Source organism: Thalassobium sp. R2A62, from assembly GCF_000161835.1.
GTDB lineage: Bacteria > Pseudomonadota > Alphaproteobacteria > Rhodobacterales > Rhodobacteraceae > Thalassobium.
In genome coordinates this window covers 2,206,841-2,229,036 of the sequence record NZ_GG697169.2, presented here as the reverse complement: position 1 = coordinate 2,229,036, position 22,196 = coordinate 2,206,841, and the positions used below count along the sequence as shown (strand labels likewise).

The 22,196-nt window shown below is 57.4% G+C and carries 26 protein-coding genes; 16 read left to right on the top strand and 10 right to left on the bottom strand.

Annotation, left to right across the window (positions count from 1 at the left end; all coding sequences use genetic code 11):
• Positions 1-15 precede the first annotated feature (15 nt).
• Positions 16-756 carry a thioesterase domain-containing protein gene (locus TR2A62_RS11075; protein WP_009159396.1) on the top strand — a complete coding sequence of 247 codons (741 nt, stop codon included), beginning with the start codon at positions 16-18 and terminating at the stop codon, positions 754-756.
• Between the two features lie 12 nt (positions 757-768).
• Here the strand turns inward: TR2A62_RS11075 and TR2A62_RS11070 are convergent, their stop codons facing one another.
• Entirely contained in the window at positions 769-1,545 is a 777-nt protein-coding gene (locus TR2A62_RS11070; RefSeq protein WP_009160458.1) for an ion transporter, read from the bottom strand.
• A gap of 133 nt (positions 1,546-1,678) precedes the next feature.
• Between TR2A62_RS11070 and TR2A62_RS11065 the strand changes: the two genes are divergently transcribed.
• Complete coding sequence (locus TR2A62_RS11065) at positions 1,679-1,969, top strand: cupin domain-containing protein (protein ID WP_369699516.1); 291 nt, start codon at positions 1,679-1,681, stop codon at positions 1,967-1,969.
• A 194-nt stretch (positions 1,970-2,163) separates the two neighbouring features.
• Here the strand turns inward: TR2A62_RS11065 and TR2A62_RS11060 are convergent, their stop codons facing one another.
• The 3 genes from TR2A62_RS11060 to TR2A62_RS11050 all read right to left on the bottom strand — a co-directional run bounded on the left by TR2A62_RS11060 (position 2,164) and on the right by TR2A62_RS11050 (position 3,843).
• Positions 2,164-2,526 (bottom strand): pentapeptide repeat-containing protein, encoded by a 363-nt coding sequence (locus tag TR2A62_RS11060; protein ID WP_009158473.1) that lies wholly within the window; start codon positions 2,524-2,526, stop codon positions 2,164-2,166.
• Between the two features lie 18 nt (positions 2,527-2,544).
• Positions 2,545-2,994 carry a hypothetical protein gene (locus TR2A62_RS11055; RefSeq protein WP_009159428.1) on the bottom strand — a complete coding sequence of 150 codons (450 nt, stop codon included), beginning with the start codon at positions 2,992-2,994 and terminating at the stop codon, positions 2,545-2,547.
• A 162-nt stretch (positions 2,995-3,156) separates the two neighbouring features.
• Complete coding sequence (locus tag TR2A62_RS11050) at positions 3,157-3,843, bottom strand: response regulator transcription factor (protein WP_009160165.1); 687 nt, start codon at positions 3,841-3,843, stop codon at positions 3,157-3,159.
• A 168-nt stretch (positions 3,844-4,011) separates the two neighbouring features.
• On the opposite strand from TR2A62_RS11050, the gene ribA reads away from it, so the two are divergent.
• The 6 genes from ribA (at position 4,012) to TR2A62_RS11020 (ending at position 8,229) form a co-directional block, all read left to right on the top strand.
• On the top strand, positions 4,012-5,073 hold the full coding sequence (gene ribA, locus TR2A62_RS11045) for a GTP cyclohydrolase II (RefSeq protein ID WP_040821457.1): 1,062 nt from the start codon (positions 4,012-4,014) through the stop codon (positions 5,071-5,073).
• Positions 5,070-5,564 (top strand): L,D-transpeptidase, encoded by a 495-nt coding sequence (locus TR2A62_RS11040; RefSeq protein ID WP_009157344.1) that lies wholly within the window; start codon positions 5,070-5,072, stop codon positions 5,562-5,564. The genes ribA and TR2A62_RS11040 overlap by 4 nt, the downstream gene beginning before the upstream one ends.
• Before the next feature lie 62 nt (positions 5,565-5,626).
• A complete protein-coding gene (locus TR2A62_RS11035) occupies positions 5,627-6,415 on the top strand; it encodes an exodeoxyribonuclease III (protein WP_009159385.1) in 789 nt (262 codons plus the stop codon).
• 54 nt (positions 6,416-6,469) lie between these two features.
• A complete protein-coding gene (locus tag TR2A62_RS11030; RefSeq protein ID WP_040820637.1) occupies positions 6,470-7,381 on the top strand; it encodes a tetratricopeptide repeat protein in 912 nt (303 codons plus the stop codon).
• Between the two features lie 27 nt (positions 7,382-7,408).
• Positions 7,409-8,047 (top strand): LON peptidase substrate-binding domain-containing protein, encoded by a 639-nt coding sequence (locus tag TR2A62_RS11025; protein ID WP_009160596.1) that lies wholly within the window; start codon positions 7,409-7,411, stop codon positions 8,045-8,047.
• The gene (locus TR2A62_RS11020; protein ID WP_009157446.1) at positions 8,044-8,229 is read left to right on the top strand and encodes a Trm112 family protein; all 186 of its coding nucleotides are present in this window, start codon (positions 8,044-8,046) and stop codon (positions 8,227-8,229) included. Before TR2A62_RS11025 ends, TR2A62_RS11020 begins: the two co-directional genes overlap by 4 nt.
• On the opposite strand, the gene TR2A62_RS11015 is transcribed toward TR2A62_RS11020, so the two are convergent.
• Positions 8,226-9,479, bottom strand: a complete 1,254-nt coding sequence (locus tag TR2A62_RS11015; RefSeq protein WP_009157846.1) for an FAD-dependent monooxygenase — start codon at positions 9,477-9,479, stop codon at positions 8,226-8,228. The genes TR2A62_RS11020 and TR2A62_RS11015 overlap by 4 nt on opposite strands.
• Before the next feature lie 42 nt (positions 9,480-9,521).
• On the opposite strand from TR2A62_RS11015, the gene TR2A62_RS11010 reads away from it, so the two are divergent.
• From TR2A62_RS11010 to TR2A62_RS10995, 4 genes are all read left to right on the top strand, one after another.
• Positions 9,522-10,850, top strand: coding sequence for an amidase (locus tag TR2A62_RS11010; RefSeq protein ID WP_009158875.1), 1,329 nt, complete (start codon positions 9,522-9,524; stop codon positions 10,848-10,850).
• 122 nt (positions 10,851-10,972) lie between these two features.
• Positions 10,973-12,151 (top strand): aminotransferase class I/II-fold pyridoxal phosphate-dependent enzyme, encoded by a 1,179-nt coding sequence (locus TR2A62_RS11005; RefSeq protein WP_009159446.1) that lies wholly within the window; start codon positions 10,973-10,975, stop codon positions 12,149-12,151.
• Between the two features lie 11 nt (positions 12,152-12,162).
• Positions 12,163-15,096: a DNA translocase FtsK gene (locus tag TR2A62_RS11000; RefSeq protein WP_009158871.1), complete on the top strand. Its 2,934-nt coding sequence runs from the start codon at positions 12,163-12,165 to the stop codon at positions 15,094-15,096.
• 228 nt (positions 15,097-15,324) lie between these two features.
• The gene (locus TR2A62_RS10995; RefSeq protein WP_009159687.1) at positions 15,325-15,924 is read left to right on the top strand and encodes an outer membrane lipoprotein carrier protein LolA; all 600 of its coding nucleotides are present in this window, start codon (positions 15,325-15,327) and stop codon (positions 15,922-15,924) included.
• A 62-nt stretch (positions 15,925-15,986) separates the two neighbouring features.
• On the opposite strand, the gene TR2A62_RS10990 is transcribed toward TR2A62_RS10995, so the two are convergent.
• Together TR2A62_RS10990 and TR2A62_RS10985 are read right to left on the bottom strand one after the other, a co-directional pair.
• Positions 15,987-16,577 (bottom strand): lytic transglycosylase, encoded by a 591-nt coding sequence (locus tag TR2A62_RS10990; RefSeq protein WP_009160930.1) that lies wholly within the window; start codon positions 16,575-16,577, stop codon positions 15,987-15,989.
• Positions 16,578-16,654: 77 nt separating this feature from the next.
• Complete coding sequence (locus tag TR2A62_RS10985; RefSeq protein ID WP_009157363.1) at positions 16,655-17,536, bottom strand: AEC family transporter; 882 nt, start codon at positions 17,534-17,536, stop codon at positions 16,655-16,657.
• A gap of 82 nt (positions 17,537-17,618) precedes the next feature.
• Here TR2A62_RS10985 and hspQ point away from each other — a divergent pair, with 82 nt between their 5' ends.
• Positions 17,619-17,945, top strand: a complete 327-nt coding sequence (gene hspQ, locus TR2A62_RS10980; protein ID WP_009158392.1) for a heat shock protein HspQ — start codon at positions 17,619-17,621, stop codon at positions 17,943-17,945.
• Positions 17,946-17,954: 9 nt separating this feature from the next.
• Here the strand turns inward: hspQ and TR2A62_RS10975 are convergent, their stop codons facing one another.
• From TR2A62_RS10975 to TR2A62_RS10965, 3 genes are all read right to left on the bottom strand, one after another.
• The gene (locus tag TR2A62_RS10975; RefSeq protein ID WP_009159360.1) at positions 17,955-19,532 is read right to left on the bottom strand and encodes a gamma-glutamyltransferase family protein; all 1,578 of its coding nucleotides are present in this window, start codon (positions 19,530-19,532) and stop codon (positions 17,955-17,957) included.
• Between the two features lie 231 nt (positions 19,533-19,763).
• Positions 19,764-20,234 carry an ATP-binding protein gene (locus tag TR2A62_RS10970; protein ID WP_009160423.1) on the bottom strand — a complete coding sequence of 157 codons (471 nt, stop codon included), beginning with the start codon at positions 20,232-20,234 and terminating at the stop codon, positions 19,764-19,766.
• Positions 20,218-20,562 carry an STAS domain-containing protein gene (locus TR2A62_RS10965; protein ID WP_009160639.1) on the bottom strand — a complete coding sequence of 115 codons (345 nt, stop codon included), beginning with the start codon at positions 20,560-20,562 and terminating at the stop codon, positions 20,218-20,220. Before TR2A62_RS10965 ends, TR2A62_RS10970 begins: the two co-directional genes overlap by 17 nt.
• A gap of 109 nt (positions 20,563-20,671) precedes the next feature.
• Here TR2A62_RS10965 and TR2A62_RS10960 point away from each other — a divergent pair, with 109 nt between their 5' ends.
• The 3 genes from TR2A62_RS10960 to TR2A62_RS10950 all read left to right on the top strand — a co-directional run bounded on the left by TR2A62_RS10960 (position 20,672) and on the right by TR2A62_RS10950 (position 22,191).
• Positions 20,672-21,127: a GAF domain-containing protein gene (locus TR2A62_RS10960; RefSeq protein WP_009160297.1), complete on the top strand. Its 456-nt coding sequence runs from the start codon at positions 20,672-20,674 to the stop codon at positions 21,125-21,127.
• Between the two features lie 95 nt (positions 21,128-21,222).
• The gene (locus TR2A62_RS10955) at positions 21,223-21,795 is read left to right on the top strand and encodes a helix-turn-helix domain-containing protein (RefSeq protein ID WP_009159032.1); all 573 of its coding nucleotides are present in this window, start codon (positions 21,223-21,225) and stop codon (positions 21,793-21,795) included.
• A 3-nt stretch (positions 21,796-21,798) separates the two neighbouring features.
• A complete protein-coding gene (locus tag TR2A62_RS10950; protein ID WP_009158367.1) occupies positions 21,799-22,191 on the top strand; it encodes a GFA family protein in 393 nt (130 codons plus the stop codon).
• Positions 22,192-22,196 lie beyond the last annotated feature (5 nt).

The following is a 22,196-nucleotide window of genomic DNA, read 5'->3' as shown; positions in this document are numbered from 1 at the left end:
TCGTGGGGGTCGTAGATGGTAGGCAAACGACGCGACCCGATCCTGAACCTTAGATCAACGACTACATCCACCAAGACGGTCTATGTGATCCCGGGCTTTGGCGGTCATGTTCTGCCGTACCGCAGAATGGCGAAATTCATGGATGATGCCTATTCGGTCAAAGGTCTTTTTCTGCCGCGGTGGATCGATGGCGAAGCTGACCCGAGGACGATCGAAGGGTTTGCCGCATATACCGAACGACATTTGCAACCAGACAGTGATGGTGTCCTGCGGCTGATGGGGTATTCGGCTGGCGGGTTGATCGCATTCGAAACTGCGCGGAGGTTGATCGGGACGGGGTGCCGCGTTGATCTGATCCTCTTTGACGCGGAATGTCAGATGTTTGGAGCCGACCGACCGTCGCGTTGGACGCGTCTTTGCAAGAGAGCCGAGTACGCGGTGCGCCGTGCAAAATATGCCCTAAAGGGCGATCATGACATGGTTGCCGACCTGAGAATCAAGGCGGCGGCCTATCTATATCAACCTCATCATTTGGAGGCCGGGATTGTTCTGGTTCGACCGGACACTAGGCTGGCAAAACAAGATCGTCGATTTGAGCCCAAAATGGGCTGGGACACGGTGACAAACGGTGTTGAGCTTATTCATTCGGCGGGACGTCATGGTGACGCCTTTAAGGGCAAGAACGCCGAGCACTTTGCGGCTGCGTTAGAGGCAGGTTTTGAATTCTTGGACCAACGGCGCCTGAAACCGACCTAGGCAGGTGTAATGCTACTTGCGTGCTTTCATATCACCAAGCAGAGTTTCAATTCGTTCCAGCCGCTTGGCGACGTCATCGCGATAGGTTTCTGTTTGATCGTGTTCTTCGACGCCTGCGGCCTCTTGCATCGAGTTGACGATAATACCGACGAGCAGGTTCACCACTGAGAATGTGGTGACCAAAATGAACGGGACAAAGAACATCCAAGCCTGAGGGTGGATTTCCATCACGGGGCGGACGATGCCCATCGACCAGCTTTCTAGGGTCATGATCTGGAACAGCGAATAGGCCGATGCCCCCAGCGAGCCGAAAAATTCGGGGTGGCTGGTGCCAAAGAGTTTCGTCGCGATGACCGAGCCCACGTAAAAGATCAGCGACATCAACAGGACCACCGACGCCATACCGGGTAGGGCGGCGATCAGGCCCTCGACAACTTTGCGCAGGGACGGCGAGACCGAGACGACGCGGAACAGACGCAGGATACGCAGGGCACGAAGCACCGACAGGGCGCCGCCGTTGGGCATAAGGGCGATGCCGACAATGACAAAGTCAAAGATGTTCCAGCCGTTTTTGAAAAAGTTGAGCCGGTAGGCAAAGAGCCGCAGTGCGATCTCGATCGTAAAAATCACAAGGCAGGCCGTGTCGAGCGCGGTCAAGATAGGGCCGTATGCGGCCATCAATGGTTTGGAGGTCTCAAGTCCCAAGAGCACGGCATTGAACAAAATGACCCCGAGGATAAAGCGGGTGACAAAGGGGCTCTCTAGCCACTGAATCAGACGTTGGGTCATAGTGTGTCCTGTGTTTGGCGTTCATGGGGACATGGGGGAGCCACGTGCGGGGGTCAAGGTAGGGATGTCCTGAGATGGAAATTTCGCGGCTGCTGTGCGGGGATATGAACTGAAAACAGGCATAGAGGGCGCATTGGTGGACAGAACAGCGGCAGTGGCGACGCAGATGATTGATGATGCGCGGGTTCGGGTGACACGGTTTGATTTCGCACCGGGCGCCGAGACAGGCTGGCACACCCACGGGATGGACTATGTCATCACCGCGGTGACCCAATGCGAGATGACCCTAGAAGAACCGGGCGGAAACACCCGTCACGTGGTGGTCGCGGCAGGAGACGCCTATGTGCGCAAAGCTGGGGTGGCCCATAATGTTATCAACGGCGGCGACGAGCCCATGAGCTTTGTCGAGGTTGAACTCAAGTAGGCTGGGGCATGATCTGGTTCCGACCAAGGCATGAGAGAGGCGCTGGCGTTTTTGGGTCAGGTCCCGTGTGTTACTTGTTCCAAAGGCGCTTTGCCCAAACAGAGCATAGTGCGCGCGCGAAACCTGCGCATGATGACGGGAGAGGCAAATGCCACGAGCTGTTTCAGAGCAAAGCGGCTGTTGGTCTTGGGGGGTTATTTGGCGGTCTCGTAGGCGGCGAGTAGGTCGGTCACGAGAATGCCGTTGATCCGCATCCCTTTGAGGTTGGCGTCGCTGATCGAGGCGTTTTCGAGGGTGACACCGCTGATGTTTAGGTTGGACAGATTGGCGTAGGTGAATTTGCTGTTCGAGAGGTTCACGTTGTTCAGACTGCTGCCGCCAAGGTTAACGTTGTCAAAGGTCGCATTGGCGAGGTTGGTGACGGTAAAGGTGGCATCCGTCAGCACCGCAAAGAACCGCGCGCCTGAAAGGTTCACGCCATCAAAATGCGCATTCACCATTGTCGCGCGGGCATAATGCGTGCCGGTGAGATCGGGACTAGTAAAGGGGATGGACATCGGGAGGCTCCTGTTGGGTTAGGTTTTGCCAAAGACGCGCGCAAAGATGCCCGGTTTGGGCTGGGCGAGGGTGACGGTGTCGAGCAGGGCCTGATAGCTGCGGCGCCCTTTGTCGGGATCGTCAGTGAGATGCAACCAGCCGCCTGTTGAGAGACCGAGACCGCGCCAGTCGGTGCGACTGATCAGGGTCATCACATCCTCGGTCCCGTGGCCGCGCACGTGCAAGGTGATAATTGTGTGGGGTGCTGTTTCATCCATGTTTAATTCGATCGAGGCTGCATCTGTTTCGAGCCTGCCCCAGACTGGATCTGACCAGTCGGTGTCGGGAAAGACTGTGCTGATGCGCGACTGGAGTTGATCGAGGGGCTGCATGTTGGGGGGATCAAAATCATCGTCAAAGACGGCGAGGCCGTTTTCCGATTGGATCATGTGATCTGGAAGGTCAAAGAGGATAATATCCCAGCTCATATCATGCCTTTTAGGTGTGGACTGAACCAGATTAGCACAAAAAAAGCCCCGCACGAGGCGGGGCTAAGTCCAACAGGGAGGTTTGGTGTTTGTCGTGCCCAACACCAGGGGTAACGGGAGATCAACACGCCGAGGGTTCAAAGGTCCGCGTGCTGACCAGCTTTATGCAACCAGACGGTAGCCGCCTGATTCAGTGACCAAGAGCCGTGCGTTCGAGGGATCGGGTTCGATCTTTTGACGCAGGCGGTAAATGTGGGTTTCCAGCGTGTGCGTGGTGACGCCAGCGTTATAGCCCCAGACTTCGTGCAGCAGCACGTCGCGGGCAACAACGCCATCGGTCGCGCGGTAGAGGAATTTGAGAATATTCGTCTCTTTTTCCGTCAGGCGAACCTTTTTTTCGTCTTCGGCTATCAGCATCTTCTGGGCAGGTTTGAAGGTGTACGGCCCAAGGGTAAACACGGCGTCTTCGGATTGCTCGTGTTGGCGCAGTTGGGCGCGGATCCGTGCCAAGAGGACAGGGAATTTGAACGGTTTGCTGACATAGTCATTGGCACCTGCATCGAGGCCAAGGATCGTGTCACTGTCGCTGTCATGACCGGTGAGCATCAGGATCGGGCATTTCACACCCTGTTTGCGCATCAAGCGGCACAGTTCGCGACCGTCAGTGTCTGGCAGGCCGACGTCGAGGATCACCAAATCGTACAGGGCCTCTTTGACCTGGTCCATTGCGTTGGTGCCGTTCTCGGCTTCGAAGACGTCAAAGTCTTCGGTCATAACCAATTGCTCGCTGAGCGCCTCGCGCAGGTCATCGTCGTCGTCGACCAGCAGAATTTTCTTTAGTTGACCCATGGTGAGGCTCCTCATCGTGTTGTTTAAGAGATGTGGTGAAGACACGCATCAGACAAGATTTGTGATGCATCCATCACGGGGTCGTGTCGTAGGGGCGGCAATTGTTTCAATTCTGTGCGAAAGTGGCCTAGAAGAACGTTGAATGATTACAAAGCGCGGCAGCATCAAATGCAATTTGTCCTAACAGTTGTGGAACGTTTGGCACGGGCACGGTCCGATTTACGGATGGGTGTGCCCGTTGTGATCGATGGTGTCGTGGTCTTGGCCTGCGAAACGCTGGATGCAGCGCGGTTTGAATTGGTGCGTGACAGGGCCCCCGGGCGGGCGGTTGTAGCGGTAAGCGGACGGCGGGCTGATACCTTGCGTGCGCGTGCCTATGACGGAGACATTGCACGTATTTTGGTCCCGCGCGAGGCCGAGGTCAGCTGGGTCCGTGCTGTGGCCGACCCTGCGGATGATCTACGGATGCCAATGAAGGGCCCGTTTCAAACAGAACGCGACGGTGATTGCACACCGCACCGCGCCGCCATCCATTTGGCTAAAGCTGCGCGGCTTTTGCCTGCGGTTGTTGTGGCATCGTTCGAGCATCCGCTGATTGATCTAGTTCATCTGACAGCAGACGAAGTGTTGGATCACGCCAGCAGCCCGATGGGCGCGGTTGTGTCTGCGCATCTTCCGCTCAGCGTGTCCGAAGCGGGCCGGCTGCATGTGTTTCGGCCAGAGGATGGTGGCGAAGAGCATTATGCGATCGAAATTGGCAATCCAGACCGGTCGCGCCCTGTTCTGGCACGTCTTCATTCGGCCTGTTTTACCGGTGATCTGATGGGCAGTTTGAAATGCGACTGTGGTCCACAACTGCGTGCCGCGATGGCCCAGATGGGAGCCGAGGGTGCGGGCGTTCTGCTGTATCTGAACCAAGAGGGGCGGGGCATCGGGCTGGCCAACAAGATGCGCGCCTATTCGTTGCAGGATCAGGGGTTCGACACGGTCGAGGCCAATCACCGTCTAGGGTTTGAGGATGACGAGCGAGATTTCCACATCGGGTCGGACATTCTCAAAAAGCTCGGATTTACGCAGGTGCGGCTGCTGACCAATAACCCAGCCAAGATTGCGCGGATGGAAGACGCAGGTGTCAAAGTCGTCGAGCGTGTTCCGCTCAAGGTCGGCGAGACCGTGCAGAACCGCGCCTATCTCGTGACCAAGGCGGCCAAGTCCGGACATCTGCTGTGACACGGGACGATCTCGTGCTGACCGCACGTGGCGTTCGGTTTCAGGGCCGCTATTTTCCCTGTTCGATTGGCAAAGGCGGCATCACCAGCAACAAGCGTGAGGGCGATGGCGCTACACCGCGCGGGGTGCACCGAATTGTTGGCATGCTCTATCGTCCGGACCGTTTGCCGCCACCCGCGCCATGGGCTGTGCCGATTGTGACGGGTGATCTGTGGTCCGATGACCGTGATGCGCCGGACTATAATCACATGGTGCGCGGGCCCTATGCGCCCAGCCACGAGGTGCTGCGGCGGGCCGATCCGCTCTATGACATTGTTCTGCTGACCGATTGGAACTGGCCCGATGCGGTTCCGGGCCGTGGGTCGGCAATCTTTCTGCACCAATGGCGTAGACCGGGGTTTGGGACCGAAGGATGCGTCGCGTTTAGCCGCGATGATCTGACGTGGATCGCAGGTCGGGTGACGCCGGAGACACGTTTGATTGTGAGGTGACCCCTCTGGTGGTTGCACGTGGTCCCCGCTAGGGTGCGGCGAGTTTTATCAGGAGAGACCTCATGCCCTTTACGCTTGCGACTTGGAACATCAATTCGGTGCGGCTGCGCGAGGGGATTGTGTGTGATTTGCTCGAGCAAGAGGCGCCAGATGTTTTGTGTCTGCAAGAGTGCAAATCGCCTGTTGAAAAGATCCCGACAGAGCGGTTCGCGGCGCTGGGCTATAGCCATATCGTTGCGCGTGGGCAGAAGGGTTACAACGGTGTTGCGATCCTGTCCAAGCTGCCGCTTGAGGATATGGGGTCAGAGGATTTTGCAGGTCTTGGTCATGCGCGGCATGTGGCGGCCAAGTTGCCCAATGGGGTGGTGATCCACAATCATTATGTGCCTGCGGGAGGTGATGTGCCGGACCGCGAAGTGAATGAAAAGTTCGGCCAAAAGCTGGATTACCTTGCCGATATGGAGCGGGATTTTCGCGCGGCCCCACCCAAGCGGGCGATCCTCGTTGGGGATTTGAATATTGCGCCGCGTGAGGATGATGTTTGGGATCACAAAAAGCTGCTCAAGATTATCAGCCACACGCCGGTTGAGGTTGAGGCGTTCAACGCGGTCATGGCGGCGGGCGATTGGGTTGATGTGACGCGCGCGGATATCCCTGAGGGTCTGCTGTATTCATGGTGGTCGTACCGTGCCAAGGATTGGGATGCCGCTGACAAGGGGCGCCGTCTAGATCACGTGTGGGCGACCAGCGATATTGCCGCCTCGGCCAGTGGGTCGCGGGTGATCCGCTATGTCCGTGGTTGGGAGAAACCCAGTGATCACGCGCCCGTGTTTGCGACATTCGATCTTTGACATTTGGGCCGCGGGTCCACATATGACGCGGGAACGGAAAAAAGGACGACGATGATGCTGGAATTTGGCCAAACTGATGCCCCTGCGGATGACCTGATCAAAGACGGGTCCGAGGCGACATTCATGCAAGACGTTGTTGAGGCGTCACAGACTGTTCCGGTGATTGTAGATTTCTGGGCGCCGTGGTGTGGTCCGTGCAAAACGTTGGGCCCCGCACTAGAGGCGGCTGTCACGGCGGCGGGCGGGCGCGTCAAAATGGTCAAGCTTGATGTAGACCAGAACCAGATGATCGCGGGTCAGTTGCAAATTCAATCGGTCCCAACGGTCTATGCGTTCTGGCAGGGCCAGCCTGCGGACGGGTTTCAGGGTGCGTTGCCGCCGTCCGAGATTTTGGCCTTTGTTGAACGGGTGGCCGATCTAGGTGGGCCTGCGGATGATGGCGGGCTCGGGGCTGCGGTCGAAGCGGCTGAGGAAATGCTTGAGGCAGGCGAGGCTGCGGATGCGGCGCAAACCTTTGCCGCTGTTCTAGAAGAAGAGCCAGCGAACGCGGTGGCCTATGGTGGTCTGGTGCGCGCGCATATGGCGATGGATGATGTAGATCAGGCCGAGGCGATTTTGAATGGTGCCCCTGCCGAGATTTCTGAGGCGCCTGAGTTGGAAGCCGCCCGTGCGATGATCGAATTGGCACGCCAAGCGGCCGAGGCTGGACCTGTGGCTGAATTGCGCGCGGCGGTCGAGGCGGATGAGAACGATCACCAAGCGCGGCTTGATCTGGCGATTGCGCTGCATGGGGCAGGGGACGCCGAGGGCGCCGTTGACCAATTGCTTGATCTGTTTCGCCGTGATCGCGAGTGGAAAGATGGTGCAGCTAAAACGCAGCTTTTTACCGTGTTTGATGCGCTCAAAGCCGAAGATCCGATCGTGTTGAACGGGCGTCGTCGATTGTCGTCGATGATATTTGCCTGATCGGCATGTCGGGCTACATTCTAGCATATGATGAACTTTACTGATTTGCCCGACACGGTCCCCGTGTTCCCGTTGCCCGGAGCGTTGTTGTTGCCGCGTGCGCGACTGCCACTGCATATCTTTGAGCCGCGCTATCTGGCGATGATCGACGATGTTTTGAAAACGTCGGACCGATTGATCGGGATGGTTCAACCCTACGAGATAAATGGCGCAGAGCGGCTGCATTCGATTGGCTGTTCGGGGCGCCTGACGTCGTTTTCTGAAACAGAGGACGGGCGCTATATGATCACGCTGGCGGGCATGAGCCGGTTTCGTATCAAATCCGAGCTGGACGGGTTCCAACCCTACCGCCGCTGCGATGTGAATTGGGACGGGTTTGATCGTGATCTTGGTGGCGTCGAGGATGATGCGATTGCGGATCGCGAAGGGTTCATGGACCTGCTCAGCCGCTATTTCCATGCGCAGGAATTGCAGACCGATTGGGAGAGCCTCAAGGAGGCCGAAGACGAGTTGTTGATCAATTCGTTGTCGATGCTGTGCCCGTTCGAGCCTGAGGATAAACAGGCATTGCTCGAAGCACCAAGTTTGACAACGCGTCGCGAAACGCTTGTCACGCTGATCCAGTTCGCGTTACGTGGCGGGGACAGCGGAGAGATGATGCAATGAGCGATTTTGAGAACGCGTTTGACCCCAAGATGCTAGAGTTTCTGGTGTGCCCAGAGACCCATGCGACATTGAGCTATGACGCCGCGCGTCAAGAGTTGGTGTCCAAGGGGGCCAAACTCGCATTTCCCATTCGCAACGGGATCCCTGTGATGTTGGTCGATGAGGCGCGTACGCTCGACTAGAGCCGCCTGCCCTGCATTAGTTTTGGCAAATCTCCGGTCAGGCCCGCGGCCTCGCGGATAAAGCTGTGGCGCAGTTTTGGGACGGCGTTGACCACACCCATGCCGATGTCGCGCGCGGCGCGCACCAGCGGGTTGTCATTCGAAAATAGTCTGTTGAATCCGTCGGTGGCTGCGGCCAACGTGGTTGTGTCGAACCGCCGCCATTGTTGATAGCGAGCAAGGACCGCGCTGCTGCCAATGTCTTCGCCGCGGCGGCGGGCGTTGGTCAGAACCTCGGCGAGGGCTGCGACGTCGCGCATACCGGCGTTCAGGCCTTGGCCCGCGATAGGATGGACGCCGTGGGCGGCATCCCCAATCAGAGCGATACGGTCGGCCACAAAGCTGTCGGCAAGGGTCAGGCCCAGTGGATAGCTATAACGTTTGCCTGCCAATTTGATGTTGCCCAGAAAGCTGCCAAAGCGGGGTTTGAGTTCTTTGACAAACCCGTCGTCATCCAGCGCCATAAAGCGTTCTGCCGTTTCGGCGTTTTCTGACCAAACGATGCTGCTGCGATTTTTGGTCAGCGGCAGAATGGCGAGAGGACCGGGGGGCATAAAGAACTGATGCGCGATGCCGCCGTGGGGGTGTTCGTGTTCGACGGCACAGACCAGAGCGGTCTGGCCGTAGCCCCATTCGGTGCGGGTGATGCCCGCGCGGGAACCGGTGCCTGATTGGCGCCCGTCTGAACCGATCAAGACGCGGCCGGTGCGGGTGCTGCCATCGTCTAGCGTGACCGTGACATCGTAGTTGCCAATGGTTTGGTCCGTGACGGTTTGGCCGTGCAAGTGGGTGACATTGGGATGATCAAGGGAGGCTAGAAATGCAGCGCGCAGGTGACGATCCTCGACGAGATAGCCCATTGGGCCTTCTTCTATTTCGGCATAGTCAAAGTGCATCATCCAGGGGCTGGGACCCTCGCCAGCGCGGCCATCGGTGACTTTAATCTCGAGCATGGGTTGGGCCGCATCGCGGATCGCAGGCCAGATGCCGATCGCGTCCAGCAATCGGGTCGAGGCCAGCGCCATCGCATAAGAGCGCCCATCGAACGCGGGATCCTTGTGGGTGGAAATCGGTTGGGCGTCGATCAAGGTGACGGTCAACCCAGTGGTTGCTGCGGCCAGCGCAAGGGCCGGACCATTCAGCCCACCGCCCACGATAATGAGATCACTGTTCATACCGCTTGATATGGGGTTTTGCGCGGGATTGTCCATGCGCGGGATCGTCGCTAGCGTGGCACAAACAGGAGTGATGCGATGCAAGAGTGGTTAGAGATGAGCGCGGGTGCGCTGGGGCGTGGGATCGAAGCGGGCGAGATTGATCCGGTTGACCTGTGCGAGGTGTATCTGGCTGCGATTGATGCACATGAGATGACGCCGCGGATTTATACCGTGGTGGCCCATGATCGCGCACGTACCGAGGCGGCTGCGGCCAGCGCACGTGCCAAGACGGAACAACGGTTGGGCCCGCTGGACGGGGTGCCGGTGTCCTGGAAGGATTTGTTCGACAGCGCGGGGATTGTCACGGCGGCGGGTTGCCGGATTTACGCGGACCGTGTGCCAGAGGCGGATGCCGAGGTTTTGCGCGTCGCCACAGGCATGGGACTGGTCTGTTTGGGAAAAACGCATCTCAGTGAACTTGCGTTCTCGGGGTTGGGGTTGAACCCGATGACCGAGACCAGCCTCTGCGTGAACGATCATGACGCTGTCGCAGGTGGTTCGTCGTCAGGGGCGGCGACCAGTGTGGCATTTGGACTGGCCGCCGCTGCAGTCGGGTCGGATACGGGTGGATCGGTGCGCATTCCTGCGTGCTGGAACGATCTGGTCGGGCTAAAGACCACGATTGGCCGCGTATCGGTCGCGGGTGCTGCGCCGCTATGTCCCAGTTTTGACACGGTGGGGCCGCTGTGCCGCACGGTCGAGGATGCGGCGTTGATGCTGGCCGCGATCGAGGACAGCGCGGTGCCTGATTTGCAAGGTGCGACGTTGGACGGTGTGCGTTTGATGGTGTTGGACACGATCGTGATGGAGGATTTGGACGCGAAACCTGCGGCGGCCTTTGAAGCCGCTGTAGCGAAGTTGCAGGCGGCTGGTGCCGTGGTTGAACGCCGTGCGGTTCCGGATTTGGGCGATGCTTTTACGTTGGGTGGGCCAATGTATGTGGCCGAAGCCTATGCTGAATACGCAGAATTCGTAGAAGAGCGCCCCGATGAGATGTTTGGCGAGATTGTCGTGCGGATCATAGCAGGCAAATCGGTCAGTGCGTTCGAGTATCTGCGCGGGGCCAAAGCCATCGAGCGGGTCAAAGCGCAATATGCCGAGGTCAGCGCTGGTTTTGACGCTGTGATCATGCCGTCTTCGGCGATTATGCCGCCCAATATCAGTCGCTTGTTAAACGATGATGCCTATTACAAACGGGCAAATCTATTGGCGTTGCGCAACACGCGGGTCGGAAATCTGATGGGCTTGTGTTCCATCAGCCTACCGGTGGGCGTCCCAAGCTGCGGGATCATGCTGAATGCGACAGCAGGAGACGAGGCGCGTTTGTTGCGATTGGCCGCTGCTGTCGAAGCGGCGCTGGGCTGACTTAAAAACCACAACTGTTTGTCTCTGGGGCATAATTTCGCCGTGATTGGCTGGACAGAGTGGCCGTTGGGCGGCTAGTTTGGAGTCAAATCGGGCGAAATGATCCGGCACATGAGGCAGTTATGATGTACCCCGAGCGGTTTTCGAACCTACCGGAAGCGACGTGGCCACGGCTACGCGGCTTACTGGATTCCATCACGCCCGGCGACACGCCGAATGTGATGACGATCGGTGAACCACGTCATGATTTCCCCGAATGGGTGCCTGATGTCATCGCGCAAACCTCTGATCTGTTTGGGAAATATCCGTCGAACGAAGGCACGCCCGAGCTGTTGGATGCCAGTGTTGGTTTTCTAAAGCGACGTTATGGCGTTGATGTGGGGCGCGAAAACGTTGTGACGCTGAACGGTACGCGTGAGGGGCTGTACAACGCCGCGATGGTGCTGTGCCCAGAGCAAAAAAATGGGCAAAAGCCGATCATTCTGACACCCAACCCGTTCTACCAAGTTTACATGTTGGCCGCTTTGTCGGTCGGTGCCGAGCCGGTTTATGTGCCTGTACGTGCCGAGACGCAGTTTTTGCCAGACCTGATGTCGATGTCAGAGGATGTGTTGAGCCGCACCGCCATCGCCTATGTTTGTTCGCCGTCCAATCCGCAGGGCGCGATTGCGAGCTGCGATTATTGGCGCGATGTGATCGGGCTGGCCGAAGAATACGATTTCAAGATTTTCGCGGATGAGTGTTATTCCGAGATTTACCGCAATGATGCCCCAGTGGGTGCGATGCAGGTGGCCCAAGAAATGGGTGCTGACCCTGAACGTGTGGTGATTTTCCATTCGCTGTCAAAACGCTCGAACCTGCCTGGCTTGCGGTCGGGGTTTGCGGCGTCTGGATCAGAGAACATCAAACAAATCCGGATGCTGCGCGCTTATGCGGGTGCGCCGGTTCCGATGCCATTGCAGGCCGTTGCCGCACGGGCGTGGGCCGATGATGCGCATTCGGATGCAAACCGCGCGCTCTACCAAGAGAAATACGCCATCGCGGACCAAGTGTTTGGCGGCATCCAAGGATTTCAGGGACCCGAAGGCGGGTTTTTCCTGTGGCTGCCTGTCGACAACGGCGAAGACGCGGCGGTCAAAGCATGGCGCGAGGTCGGGGTCAAAACCCTGCCCGGCGCGTATCTGAGTAAAGAAGAAAACGGCACAAGCCCCGGGCATGGATATGTCCGCGTGGCGATGGTCGCAGAAAAACAAGAAATGCAGCGCGGGCTGATTGCACTCCGCGATTGTTTGTACAGGTAAGGACGAAACACATGGCCTATCAGACACGGCAGCGTGACCCATTGTTGGACAGCAACATGCAGGCGGCGATTGAAAAGCGGGGTTCCGAATTGATCGGGATCGTGATGATCGTCACTGGCCTGTTGGCGGCGATGATGATCGGGTCCTACACGCCCGACGACCCCAGTTGGATGAGCGCTACTGACGCGCCTGTCCAAAACTGGCTGGGTCGGTTTGGTGCGTCTATGGCCGCACCGCTGTTTATGATCGTGGGTTGGGGTGCATGGGGCATTGCGATTGTTCTGGCTGTTTGGGGGCTACGTTTTGTCCTTCATATGGGCCAAGAGCGCGTGATTGGCCGCATGATCTTTGCGCCGATCGCGATTGCTGTTGCGTCTGTTTATGCGTCGACATTAGCGCCGAGCGCGAGCTGGACCCACAGCTTTGGTCTGGGTGGATTGTTCGGTGACACGGTTCTGGGCGTCATGCTGACCGTTATTCCGGCCAAAGCCGCATTTGGCGTGAAAGTCATGTCTCTGGTGTCTGGTGCCGCGATTGTTGTGATGGGCGCTTTTGTTCTGGGCTTTACCATGCCCGAGCTGCGTCGGTGTGGTCGATTTTTGTTGATCGGTCTGATCGTTCTTTATTCCTATGTACTCAAGCTGTTTGGCTATGGTGCATCGCAAGCTGCTAAAGGTGCGCGTGCGGCTCATGCACATCATCAGCATCGTCGCGAACAGGCGGCGTCAGATCGTGCGGTTTATGACCAAGAACTGGCCGCAGAACATGCGGTGCCGACGCCTGATGAATTGGCCCGTGTGGCTGCAGTTGTGCGTGCGCAACCTGCGATGCCAACATCCGAGGTCGAACTGGTTGAGGCGATCGAAGACGATTATGCACCGGCACCCGTTGTGGAAGAAAAGACAGGCCTGCTGGGCCGTATGCCATCGCTGCTCAAGCGTAACGAGCCACCTGTTGTGATGCCGGAGAGTGAGCTGGTCGAGCCACGCCCGAGCGTGAATTTGGCCGAGGCGCCGGACGAAGATCGCATCAAATCCAAGATTTCGGATGTGATCAAATCGCGTGTCCGTCAGCCGATGACGGCGACACGGGTTGAGCCGCTTGTCGGACAAAAGCGGGGGCCAACACCCCTGATGATTACGCCAACTGCACCTGCGGGCGAACAGATCGCCGAGCCTATAATCGAGCTGCCAGCCGAGCCGACGCTGACAGCAAACATTGGTATGCCCGAGCCAGAGATGGTCGAACCTGCAGCCGTTGTGGCGCAACCGCATTCGCCGATCCCTGAGGTGACGATGCCGCCGGTTGCCGCGATCCCAACGGCCGAGCCCAAGCGCGTCGTGCAGCATCCGGTCAAGAAAACCGTCTCTCCGTCCAAGCAGGCCCAAGCCGAAGCGCAACCTGCGTTGCAATTCGAGGAACGCCCACAGGTTGAATACGAACACCCGCCATTGTCGTTGCTGGCTAGCCCAGATGAGGTCAAACGCCATCATCTGAGCGATGAAGCATTGGAAGAAAATGCGCGGATGCTAGAGACGGTGCTGGATGACTACGGTGTCAAAGGCGAGATCGTATCGGTTCGTCCGGGCCCAGTTGTTACGATGTACGAGCTAGAGCCAGCGCCGGGTCTAAAGGCCAGCCGCGTGATTGGTTTGGCCGATGACATCGCCCGCTCGATGAGCGCGCTGTCGGCACGTGTGTCGACTGTGCCAGGTCGGTCGGTGATTGGTATCGAACTGCCGAACGAAAACCGCGAGATGTGTGTTCTGCGCGAAGTGCTTGCCGCACGTGATTTCGGCGACAGCAACATGAAGTTGCCGTTGGCGTTGGGCAAAGACATTGGTGGTGATCCTATCGTGGCGAACCTCGCCAAGATGCCTCACTTGTTGATCGCGGGTACGACCGGTTCGGGTAAATCCGTAGCGATCAACACCATGATCCTGAGCCTGTTGTACAAGCTGACACCGGAAGAATGCCGGATGATCATGATTGACCCCAAGATGCTGGAACTCAGCGTCTATGACGGGATCCCGCATCTGTTGTCACCTGTTGTGACAGATCCGAAAAAGGCGGTTGTTGCGCTGAAATGGGTCGTGGGCGAGATGGAAGAACGCTATCGCAAGATGTCCAAGATGGGCGTTCGGAACATTGATGGCTACAACACCCGCGTGGCCGATACGCTGGCCAAAGGCGAGATGTTCAGCCGTACGGTTCAGACTGGATTTGACGACGACACGGGCGAGCCAGTGTTCGAGACCGAAGAATTCGCACCGGAAAAGATGCCGTATATCGTCGTAATCGTGGATGAGATGGCCGACCTGATGATGGTTGCGGGCAAAGAGATCGAAGCCTGTATTCAGCGTCTGGCACAGATGGCGCGTGCATCGGGTATTCACCTGATCATGGCGACACAGCGTCCGTCGGTGGATGTGATCACCGGTACAATCAAGGCGAACTTCCCCACACGGATTTCGTTCCAAGTGACCGGCAAGATCGACAGCCGCACCATTTTGGGCGAGCAGGGTGCCGAGCAACTCTTGGGTATGGGTGACATGCTCTATATGGCGGGTGGCGCAAAAATCACCCGTGTGCACGGCCCGTTCTGTTCGGACGAAGAGGTCGAAGAGATTGTGAACTATCTCAAGGCGTATGGTCCGCCTGAGTATTTCAAAGGCATCGTGGATGGCCCTGACGAGGACAAGAGCAGCGACATTGATCTGGTGCTTGGCCTTGGTGGAAACACAGATGGTGAAGACGCACTGTACGACACGGCGGTCGCGATTGTGATCAAAGATCGCAAGTGTTCGACATCCTACATTCAGCGCAAGCTGGCGATCGGTTATAACAAGGCGGCGCGTCTGGTTGAGCAGATGGAAGATGAAGGTCTGGTCAGTGCGGCCAACCATGTCGGCAAGCGCGAGATTATGGTGCCGGAACAGCAGTAAACCATCCAACGTGATGAAATCGGGCGCAGCAATCTATGCAGGTTGCTGCGCCTTTTTTGTGCGGGTCGCTGTGCCTGACGCGAAGTGGATGTTGTGGAGCGGGGGCGTCATGGAAAATCACACTGATATCGGGCGACAGGCGGCGTGTTATCGCTTAATACTCGGAAATAGGGTGGAGTGTTCCTATGTCTAGGGGGCACAAAGCGCCCAATTACGAGGTAGAGTAGTATGAACAGACGCACATTTTTGATGGGCACCGCTGTGGCGGGTCTGGTTGGTTTTCCTGCGGCGGCACAAGAGCTGTCTTTGGGGGATATGTCGCGCTATCTGAATGATATTCAGACGGCGACTGCTGAGTTTACGCAGATCAACGCGGATGGCACGATTTCGACGGGCCAGCTGTACATCAAGAGACCGGGGCGTATCCGGTTTGAATATAACCCGCCTGAACAGTCGTTGGTGCTGGCTAATGGTGGTCAGGTTGCGATCTTTGATCCGCGGTCGAACAATGGGCCTGAGCGGTTTCCGCTGAGCCAGACACCTCTGAGCATTATCCTGGCTCGCAATGTGGATTTGGCACGTTCGGGCATGGTTTCGGGGCGCACGTCGGACGGCACAACCACGACGATCCGTGCCCAAGACCCAGACCGTCCCGACATGGGCAACATCCAATTGGTGTTTACTGGCAACCCCGTTGAGTTGCGCCAGTGGGTTGTGACGGACAATGCGGGTCAGCAGACGACGATCATTCTAGGTGATTTGACCCAAGGGGGCCGTGTGCCCAACAGCCAGTTCAACATTCTGGCAGAGATGCGTAAATACGAATAGCGGCGTCTGACAGCGGGACATAAAAAAGCCGGGGTCGATGCCCTGGCTTTTGCCGTTTTAGATTATCTGATCTTGCCGCAGCGTCGAAGCTGTTGGTCGTACATGGCTGCGCGACCCTCGAGTTCGCCAGCGATGCGGATCAGCCAACTTTTGGACCGCCACGTGCCGCGTTTATACCCTGTGCGCCCGTCGTGATAGGCGAGGTATTGATTGCGGGTGTCACCCATTGGGATGCCGAGATCTTTGTTTGACTGTTGCATGTACCAGCCCATGAACAGCGTGGCGTCGGTGATGCGTTCGCGATTGGCACCACGGCGTCCCGTGATCTGTTTGTATTCTTTCCACGTGCCATCCAGCGCCTGAGAGTAACCCAGTGCCGAAGACTGGCGACCTGATGGGATCACGCCGAGCGTATAGCGGTAGGGCGGGCGCGCATCAGAGATGAATTTGCTCTCTTGATAAATCATCGCCATCAGCGTGCCGATGGGCACACCGTATTGACGTTCGGTTGCCCGAAACGCCCGCATGAAATCGGGGTGTTGGTTCACGATCGAACATGCATTGTCCAGCTCGCGGGGGGCTTTGGTATTACCGCTTCCCGAACAGCTGGCCACAAGTAGGGTCAGTGCGATCGCGCGAAGAAGTCTGCTCATTGCCTCAACTCGCCTATGTTTGTTTTTTTACAACTTATCCGATTTTGAGGGGTCTGGGAAAGGGGAATGCGCGGTTGTTAGATCACAAATGCGAGGATGAGCGGTAAAGTGACCACTGAAAGCAGGGTCGAGACCACAACTAGGCCCGCAACGGCCTGTGCATCTGCCCCGTATTTTTCGGCCAAGAGGTAGGATGTGACGGCGACGGGTGTCGCGACTTGGACGATCAAGACGGCGCTGGCGGTTTTATCAAGATCAAACGCCAGTGCTGCGGCGGCAGCGATTGCGACGCAGACTGCGACTTTGAGCACGGATAACACCACAGCGCGTGTGATTGATCCGGGGTTCAAGCGGGCGACGGCCACGCCAAGAGTGATCAGCATGATCGGGATTGCGATTTGCCCCAGCAGATCAAGCGTGTTTGTCAGGAACGTCGGGGTCTCCCAGCCTTGCCACAAAAACAGCGCACCCAAGAGGGTCGCGGCGACAACGGGTTCGCGGATAACTTTGGTCAGGGATCCGCCGCCAGAAACCAGCCAGACGCCAAATGTGAAGGACGCAATAGCCATCAATGCAAACACCACAACGGCATAGCCCAGCCCCGTTTCCCCGAATGCAAAGAGTGCCAGTGGCAGCCCCAGATTGCCTGTGTTGCCAAAGATCAGGGGTGCGAGATAGGTGCGTCGATCCAGACCCGCGAGGCGCGTGACGGCCCAAAAGGCAAGTGTAACGCCTGCGTAGGCTGCAAAACTGGCCAGCGACAGGGCGGCCAAGGCGGCTGGGGCGATGTCGGTTTTCATAAGTGCGGTGAAGATCAAAGCGGGCACAGAGAGTGTCATAGCAAGGCGCGTGACGAATTCGACGCGGTATTCAAACCCCAGTTTGACCCAAAGGAAACCAATGGATGCCAGCAAAAATACAGGCGCTGTGATCTCGAGGACTGTTAAAATCAGGTTCACAGACTGTTTCCTAGAATTGCCGGATGAGCCGTAGACTCGGGGGTGATTAAAGTTTTAGTAACGGGGGCGGGAGCTATGATCTATGTTGAAAACGCGTGCGAAATACTATCTGGGCCAAGTTGTCCGCCACCGGAAGCATCCCTTTCGCGGCGTTGTGTTTGACGTAGACCCCACGTTCTCGAACACAGATGACTGGTATGAGGCGATCCCAGAAGAGGCGCGCCCTGCCAAAGATCAGCCTTTCTATCACCTGCTCGCGGAAAACGATCAAAGCTATTACGTGGCTTATGTGTCCGAGCAGAACCTGATTGCGGACTATTCGGGCGAGCCTGTCGACCACCCAGACTTGGGTGATCTGTTTGGTCCGTTCGAGGATGGATCGTATCCTCTGGAATTCCAGCTGAACTAAACAACACCGTCAGTAGCCGAGCGCGCATCCGTCTTTTCGTGGATCGGACGCGCCTGTCAGTGTCCCGTTGTCGTTGATTGCGATGGCTTGTGCGCCGCCAATCGGTCCCTCAGGGATTGCAACGGTGTGGCCCAAGTCGGCCAGCTGTGCGCGCAGGGCATCTGAGTAGCCTCGTTCGACATTGAGCGTGCCATTGTCGGTAAAGCTACGGGGGGCATCGATGGCTGATTGTGCGTCTAGTCCAAAGTCCGTCATGTTGGAGACGAACCGTGCGTGCCCTGTCGATTGATAGGCCCCACCCATCACGCCAAAGGGCATCGTGACAGCGCCGTTTTGCGCCAGCATTCCGGGGATGATCGTGTGCATTGGACGCTTGTTTGGCCCCGCCTCGTTTGGGTGGTCGGGGGTCAGGTTAAACCCTGCGCCACGGTTCTGGAACAGGATGCCATATTTGTCCGACGCCTTGGCCGCGCCAAAGCTGTGGAAAATCGAATAGATCAGCGAGACGGACATGCGGTTGCTGTCGGTGACGGTGATATAGACGGTGTCCTTGTGGACGCTTTCCGACAGTTCGGTGGGGTTGGCCATTGCGCGGTTTGGATCGATGAGAGCGGCGAGTTTGTCGGCCGTGTCTTGGGACAGCATATGCGCAAGGCGGGTCGTCTGGTCGGGGTCTGCCAGCATGCGGTTGCGGGTGTCATAGGCCAGTTTTGTTGCTTCGGCCTCGATATGGATGCGCTGGGCGCCCCACGGGTCCATGGCGGCAATATCAAAGTTCTTGAGGATATTGAGCAGCAGAATCGCGGCGGCCCCTTGGCCATTGGGCGGATGTTCCAGCAGCTCGGTTTCTTTGTAGGTGCCGCTGATCGGCGTGGTGTAATTGCAGCAGGTGTTCATGAGATCATCCAGCGTGTGGGTCCCGCCCATCGCACGCAGGCTGTTGATCAGATCCTCGGCAACGGGTCCGTCATAAAATCCGTCACGACCATTAAGCGAAATTTGGCGCAACGCTTCGGCCTGACCGGGGCTGCGGAAAATAGCGCCAGGTTTTGGGGCGTGCCCGTCCATCAAAAACGTGTTGCGGGCTGTGCCTGATAGATCGTTTGCGGCGAGCGCCCAGTCAAAGGCTACGCGGGGGGCGACCGGAACACCGTGGTCGGCGTAGTAAATGGCAGGGGCGAGTGAGGCGCGCAGGCCCAGTTTGCCGTGATCGCGCGCGAGGGTGCAAAATGCATCGATGGCACCAGGCATGGTGATCGCATCGACGCCGCGCAGGGGCACGGTGTCATGTCCACCGTCTCGCAGCTTTTGCGCGTCGAGGCCGGCAGGGGCACGGCCAGAGCCATTCAATGCGATGACATCGGGGCTATCGGGGTGTGACATCAGGACAAAACAATCGCCACCAATGCCGGTCATCTGCGGTTCGCAAATGCCTAAGAGGACCGCACCAGCGATGGCGGCGTCGACAGCGTTGCCGCCTGCTTCGAGGATTTGAATAGCGACCTTGGCGGCCAATGGGTGCGAGGTGGCGCACATGCCGTTGGTGGCAATGACGGGGGACCGGCCGGGGGTTTGGAAATCGCGCATCGTACTCTCCTGACGTGATGACAGGACTGTAGCGGGTGATGCGGGGATTTCAACGAGTGGGAAGGGTTCCTCGACGCTGCGTACTGGGTGGGGGCTATATCAACGCAACGCCGAGGTAAGCTTTATGCAGCTACCCGATCTGTATGCTATTCAAACCAGTCCAAATTTTGAGAAGGTAAGGGCTTTTTTAAGGCAATTTTGTGAACTGTTCCGCGTAGCGAAGCAATGGGTTCAAAAACCGCCGATTGCCATTCGAAAACTTAGGTGGTTACCGTCATCACGGCGTGTGTAGCGCAGATCTTTGGCCAGATCGCCAATGAGAAACCAGCCGAATCCCCCTTCGGGAAGGTCGGCGGTATCGCAGTCGAGATCGTGGAGCAGCCCAACCGGCGGTTTGCCATCGGGCATTTCTGCGCCTTGGTCTGTGATGCGACAGTTGATGCCGCGCGGACCGGGGGATGCAAGAATATCAATCTTGCCCCCAGGTTTGTTGGCGTATGCGTGTTCAATCACGTTGTTGATGACCTCGGCGACGACCAATTCGAAAATACTGGCCTCTTCTTGGAGCAGATCAAGCGGGTCCAAACCTTTGAGCAAGTGAGCAATCGCACCGCGGACCAGTTCAGGGTCGCTGGTCAGGCTGGTGCTGATGACTGGAACGGTGGGTTTGGGCATTGCAGAAGCCTCAGATTGAATCAGCATGTGTTGCGAGCGCCTCGGTGATTGAGGGATAGATCGCAAAGACGCGGTCCATCCGAGTGAGGGAGAATACCTTTTCCACGATGGGTGTGAGGCCGCAGAGGTCCAGCTTGCGCTTTGGCGAGAGGATTTTCATCACGGCAACGATTGCGCCAAGGCCACTAGAATCGACAAAGTTCACGGCTGTTAAATCAAGCACGACGCGGTCTGGCCCCGAGCGGGCATTGGTGGCGATGCTGTCCTTGAACCGGACAGCGGCGGCCGCATCGATGCGATCGTCGTGGATCGTAATGACGAGCGCGTCGCCGATTTCCTGTGCTGTCAATTCCATAAGCGGCCCCATTCTGACATGACTATGCCTTTGTAAGGGCCAAGGTCTTACGATTTCGTTATCCGATGATGGGCTTGCCAACCTGTCGGGATTTGGGGGAAAGAAGGGTATGCAGATTGATTATAGAGAAACGGGTGCGGCGATCGCATCGCTGACCCAAGGCGAGACGAACGAGATCGCGCTGATGGCGACGGTCGTATGCGAGTTGCATCACGCTGATTCGCGATTTGATTGGACGGGGTTCTACCGTGTGACCGAGCCTGAGGTTCTTAAAATCGGGCCGTATCAGGGTGGGCATGGATGTCTGGTCATACCGTTTTCACGTGGTGTGTGTGGCGCTGCGGCACGGACCGGAGAGGTTCAATTAGTTGCTGATGTTGATGCGTTCCCGGGTCATATCGCCTGTGCATCATCAACGCGTTCAGAGGTTGTTTTGCCTGTTCGCAATGGTGCAGGTGAAACGATAGCGGTTCTAGATATCGACAGTGATCAACCGGATGCCTTTACCCAAGCGGATGCGGACGCGTTGGTGCAAATTTTGGCGGACGTTTTCGGCCGGCTGTAAGAGATGGTGCCACTGTATTTCTGGCGACGTGAAATTTTCCTTTGAAATTTCATTTGGACGTGTAAACGTGCCTCTTGAAACATAGGATACGTTGGATGATCCACGACCAACCTGAGCGGGTGCGCACCTTGGGCGCAGACTTGCGGGCCTTGCGAAAGGCGCGGGGGCTGACTCTTGTGGATTTGGCCGAGACGCTGGACCGTTCTGTTGGATGGTTGAGCCAAGTCGAACGTGGCATGTCCGAGCCAAGCGTGACTGATCTGCGGCATCTTGCAGCCGCGTTGGATGTGTCCGTCAGCAGCCTGTTTCGCCAATGTGCGTCCCCGTCCCCTGAACAAGGATTGATCGTACGCAAAGGTGCGCGGCGCCCGATCGGATCGCGCGAGGCGGGATTGGTCGAAGAATTATTGTCGCCTGATCTGACCGATGATTTCGAAGTTCTGCATTCTACGTTCGAGCCGCAATCCAAGCTGACTGAGACAGTGATGCGGCCGACCCAAGAGGTCGGGTTTATCATCAGCGGCAAGATCGATCTGTGGATTGATGGTGAGGAATTTACGTTGGGCGAGGGCGATAGCTTTCGTACACGTGGCCAACCGATGCGTTGGGCCAATCCCTATGACGTGCCTTGTGTGGCGGTCTGGGTGATTTCCCCGCCGGTGTATTAAGGGATGGATGGTGTACACAAAGGTCAATGTGAATGCGGAGCCGTGGCGTTCACTGTGAAAGGCGCACGAGACACTGTGGCAGTCTGCCATTGCGCCCAGTGCCGCCGGATTAGTGGTCACATTTGGTCGTCGACCCATGCTGCCTATGACGATGTGACGTTTACACGCGATGAGGGGCTGACGTGGTACGCGGCGTCCGACTGGGCGAAGCGCGGATTTTGCAAAGACTGCGGATCGAGCCTGTTTTACCGATTGAACAACGAAGACGGAATCGGGATCGCGGCGGGATGCCTCGATGGTCCGACGGGTTTCAAAATCAGCAAACATATCTTTGTCGCCGACAAGGGCGACTATTACGACATTGTGGACGGTGTGCCGCAGATCGAACAAAGCTAGGGAGC

Coding starts and splice junctions, on each gene's coding strand:
- TR2A62_RS11075 (WP_009159396.1), top strand. CDS start 16: ATGGTAGGCAAACGACGCGACCCGATCCTGAACCTTAGATCAACGACT.
- TR2A62_RS11070 (WP_009160458.1), bottom strand. CDS start 1,545: ATGACCCAACGTCTGATTCAGTGGCTAGAGAGCCCCTTTGTCACCCGC.
- TR2A62_RS11060 (WP_009158473.1), bottom strand. CDS start 2,526: ATGTCCATCCCCTTTACTAGTCCCGATCTCACCGGCACGCATTATGCC.
- TR2A62_RS11055 (WP_009159428.1), bottom strand. CDS start 2,994: ATGAGCTGGGATATTATCCTCTTTGACCTTCCAGATCACATGATCCAA.
- TR2A62_RS11050 (WP_009160165.1), bottom strand. CDS start 3,843: ATGGGTCAACTAAAGAAAATTCTGCTGGTCGACGACGACGATGACCTG.
- ribA (WP_040821457.1), top strand. CDS start 4,012: ATGCAATTTGTCCTAACAGTTGTGGAACGTTTGGCACGGGCACGGTCC.
- TR2A62_RS11035 (WP_009159385.1), top strand. CDS start 5,627: ATGCCCTTTACGCTTGCGACTTGGAACATCAATTCGGTGCGGCTGCGC.
- TR2A62_RS11030 (WP_040820637.1), top strand. CDS start 6,470: ATGCTGGAATTTGGCCAAACTGATGCCCCTGCGGATGACCTGATCAAA.
- TR2A62_RS11025 (WP_009160596.1), top strand. CDS start 7,409: ATGATGAACTTTACTGATTTGCCCGACACGGTCCCCGTGTTCCCGTTG.
- TR2A62_RS11020 (WP_009157446.1), top strand. CDS start 8,044: ATGAGCGATTTTGAGAACGCGTTTGACCCCAAGATGCTAGAGTTTCTG.
- TR2A62_RS11015 (WP_009157846.1), bottom strand. CDS start 9,479: ATGGACAATCCCGCGCAAAACCCCATATCAAGCGGTATGAACAGTGAT.
- TR2A62_RS11010 (WP_009158875.1), top strand. CDS start 9,522: ATGCAAGAGTGGTTAGAGATGAGCGCGGGTGCGCTGGGGCGTGGGATC.
- TR2A62_RS11005 (WP_009159446.1), top strand. CDS start 10,973: ATGATGTACCCCGAGCGGTTTTCGAACCTACCGGAAGCGACGTGGCCA.
- TR2A62_RS11000 (WP_009158871.1), top strand. CDS start 12,163: ATGGCCTATCAGACACGGCAGCGTGACCCATTGTTGGACAGCAACATG.
- TR2A62_RS10995 (WP_009159687.1), top strand. CDS start 15,325: ATGAACAGACGCACATTTTTGATGGGCACCGCTGTGGCGGGTCTGGTT.
- TR2A62_RS10990 (WP_009160930.1), bottom strand. CDS start 16,577: ATGAGCAGACTTCTTCGCGCGATCGCACTGACCCTACTTGTGGCCAGC.
- hspQ (WP_009158392.1), top strand. CDS start 17,619: ATGTTGAAAACGCGTGCGAAATACTATCTGGGCCAAGTTGTCCGCCAC.
- TR2A62_RS10975 (WP_009159360.1), bottom strand. CDS start 19,532: ATGCGCGATTTCCAAACCCCCGGCCGGTCCCCCGTCATTGCCACCAAC.
- TR2A62_RS10970 (WP_009160423.1), bottom strand. CDS start 20,234: ATGCTGATTCAATCTGAGGCTTCTGCAATGCCCAAACCCACCGTTCCA.
- TR2A62_RS10965 (WP_009160639.1), bottom strand. CDS start 20,562: ATGGAATTGACAGCACAGGAAATCGGCGACGCGCTCGTCATTACGATC.
- TR2A62_RS10960 (WP_009160297.1), top strand. CDS start 20,672: ATGCAGATTGATTATAGAGAAACGGGTGCGGCGATCGCATCGCTGACC.
- TR2A62_RS10955 (WP_009159032.1), top strand. CDS start 21,223: ATGATCCACGACCAACCTGAGCGGGTGCGCACCTTGGGCGCAGACTTG.
- TR2A62_RS10950 (WP_009158367.1), top strand. CDS start 21,799: ATGGATGGTGTACACAAAGGTCAATGTGAATGCGGAGCCGTGGCGTTC.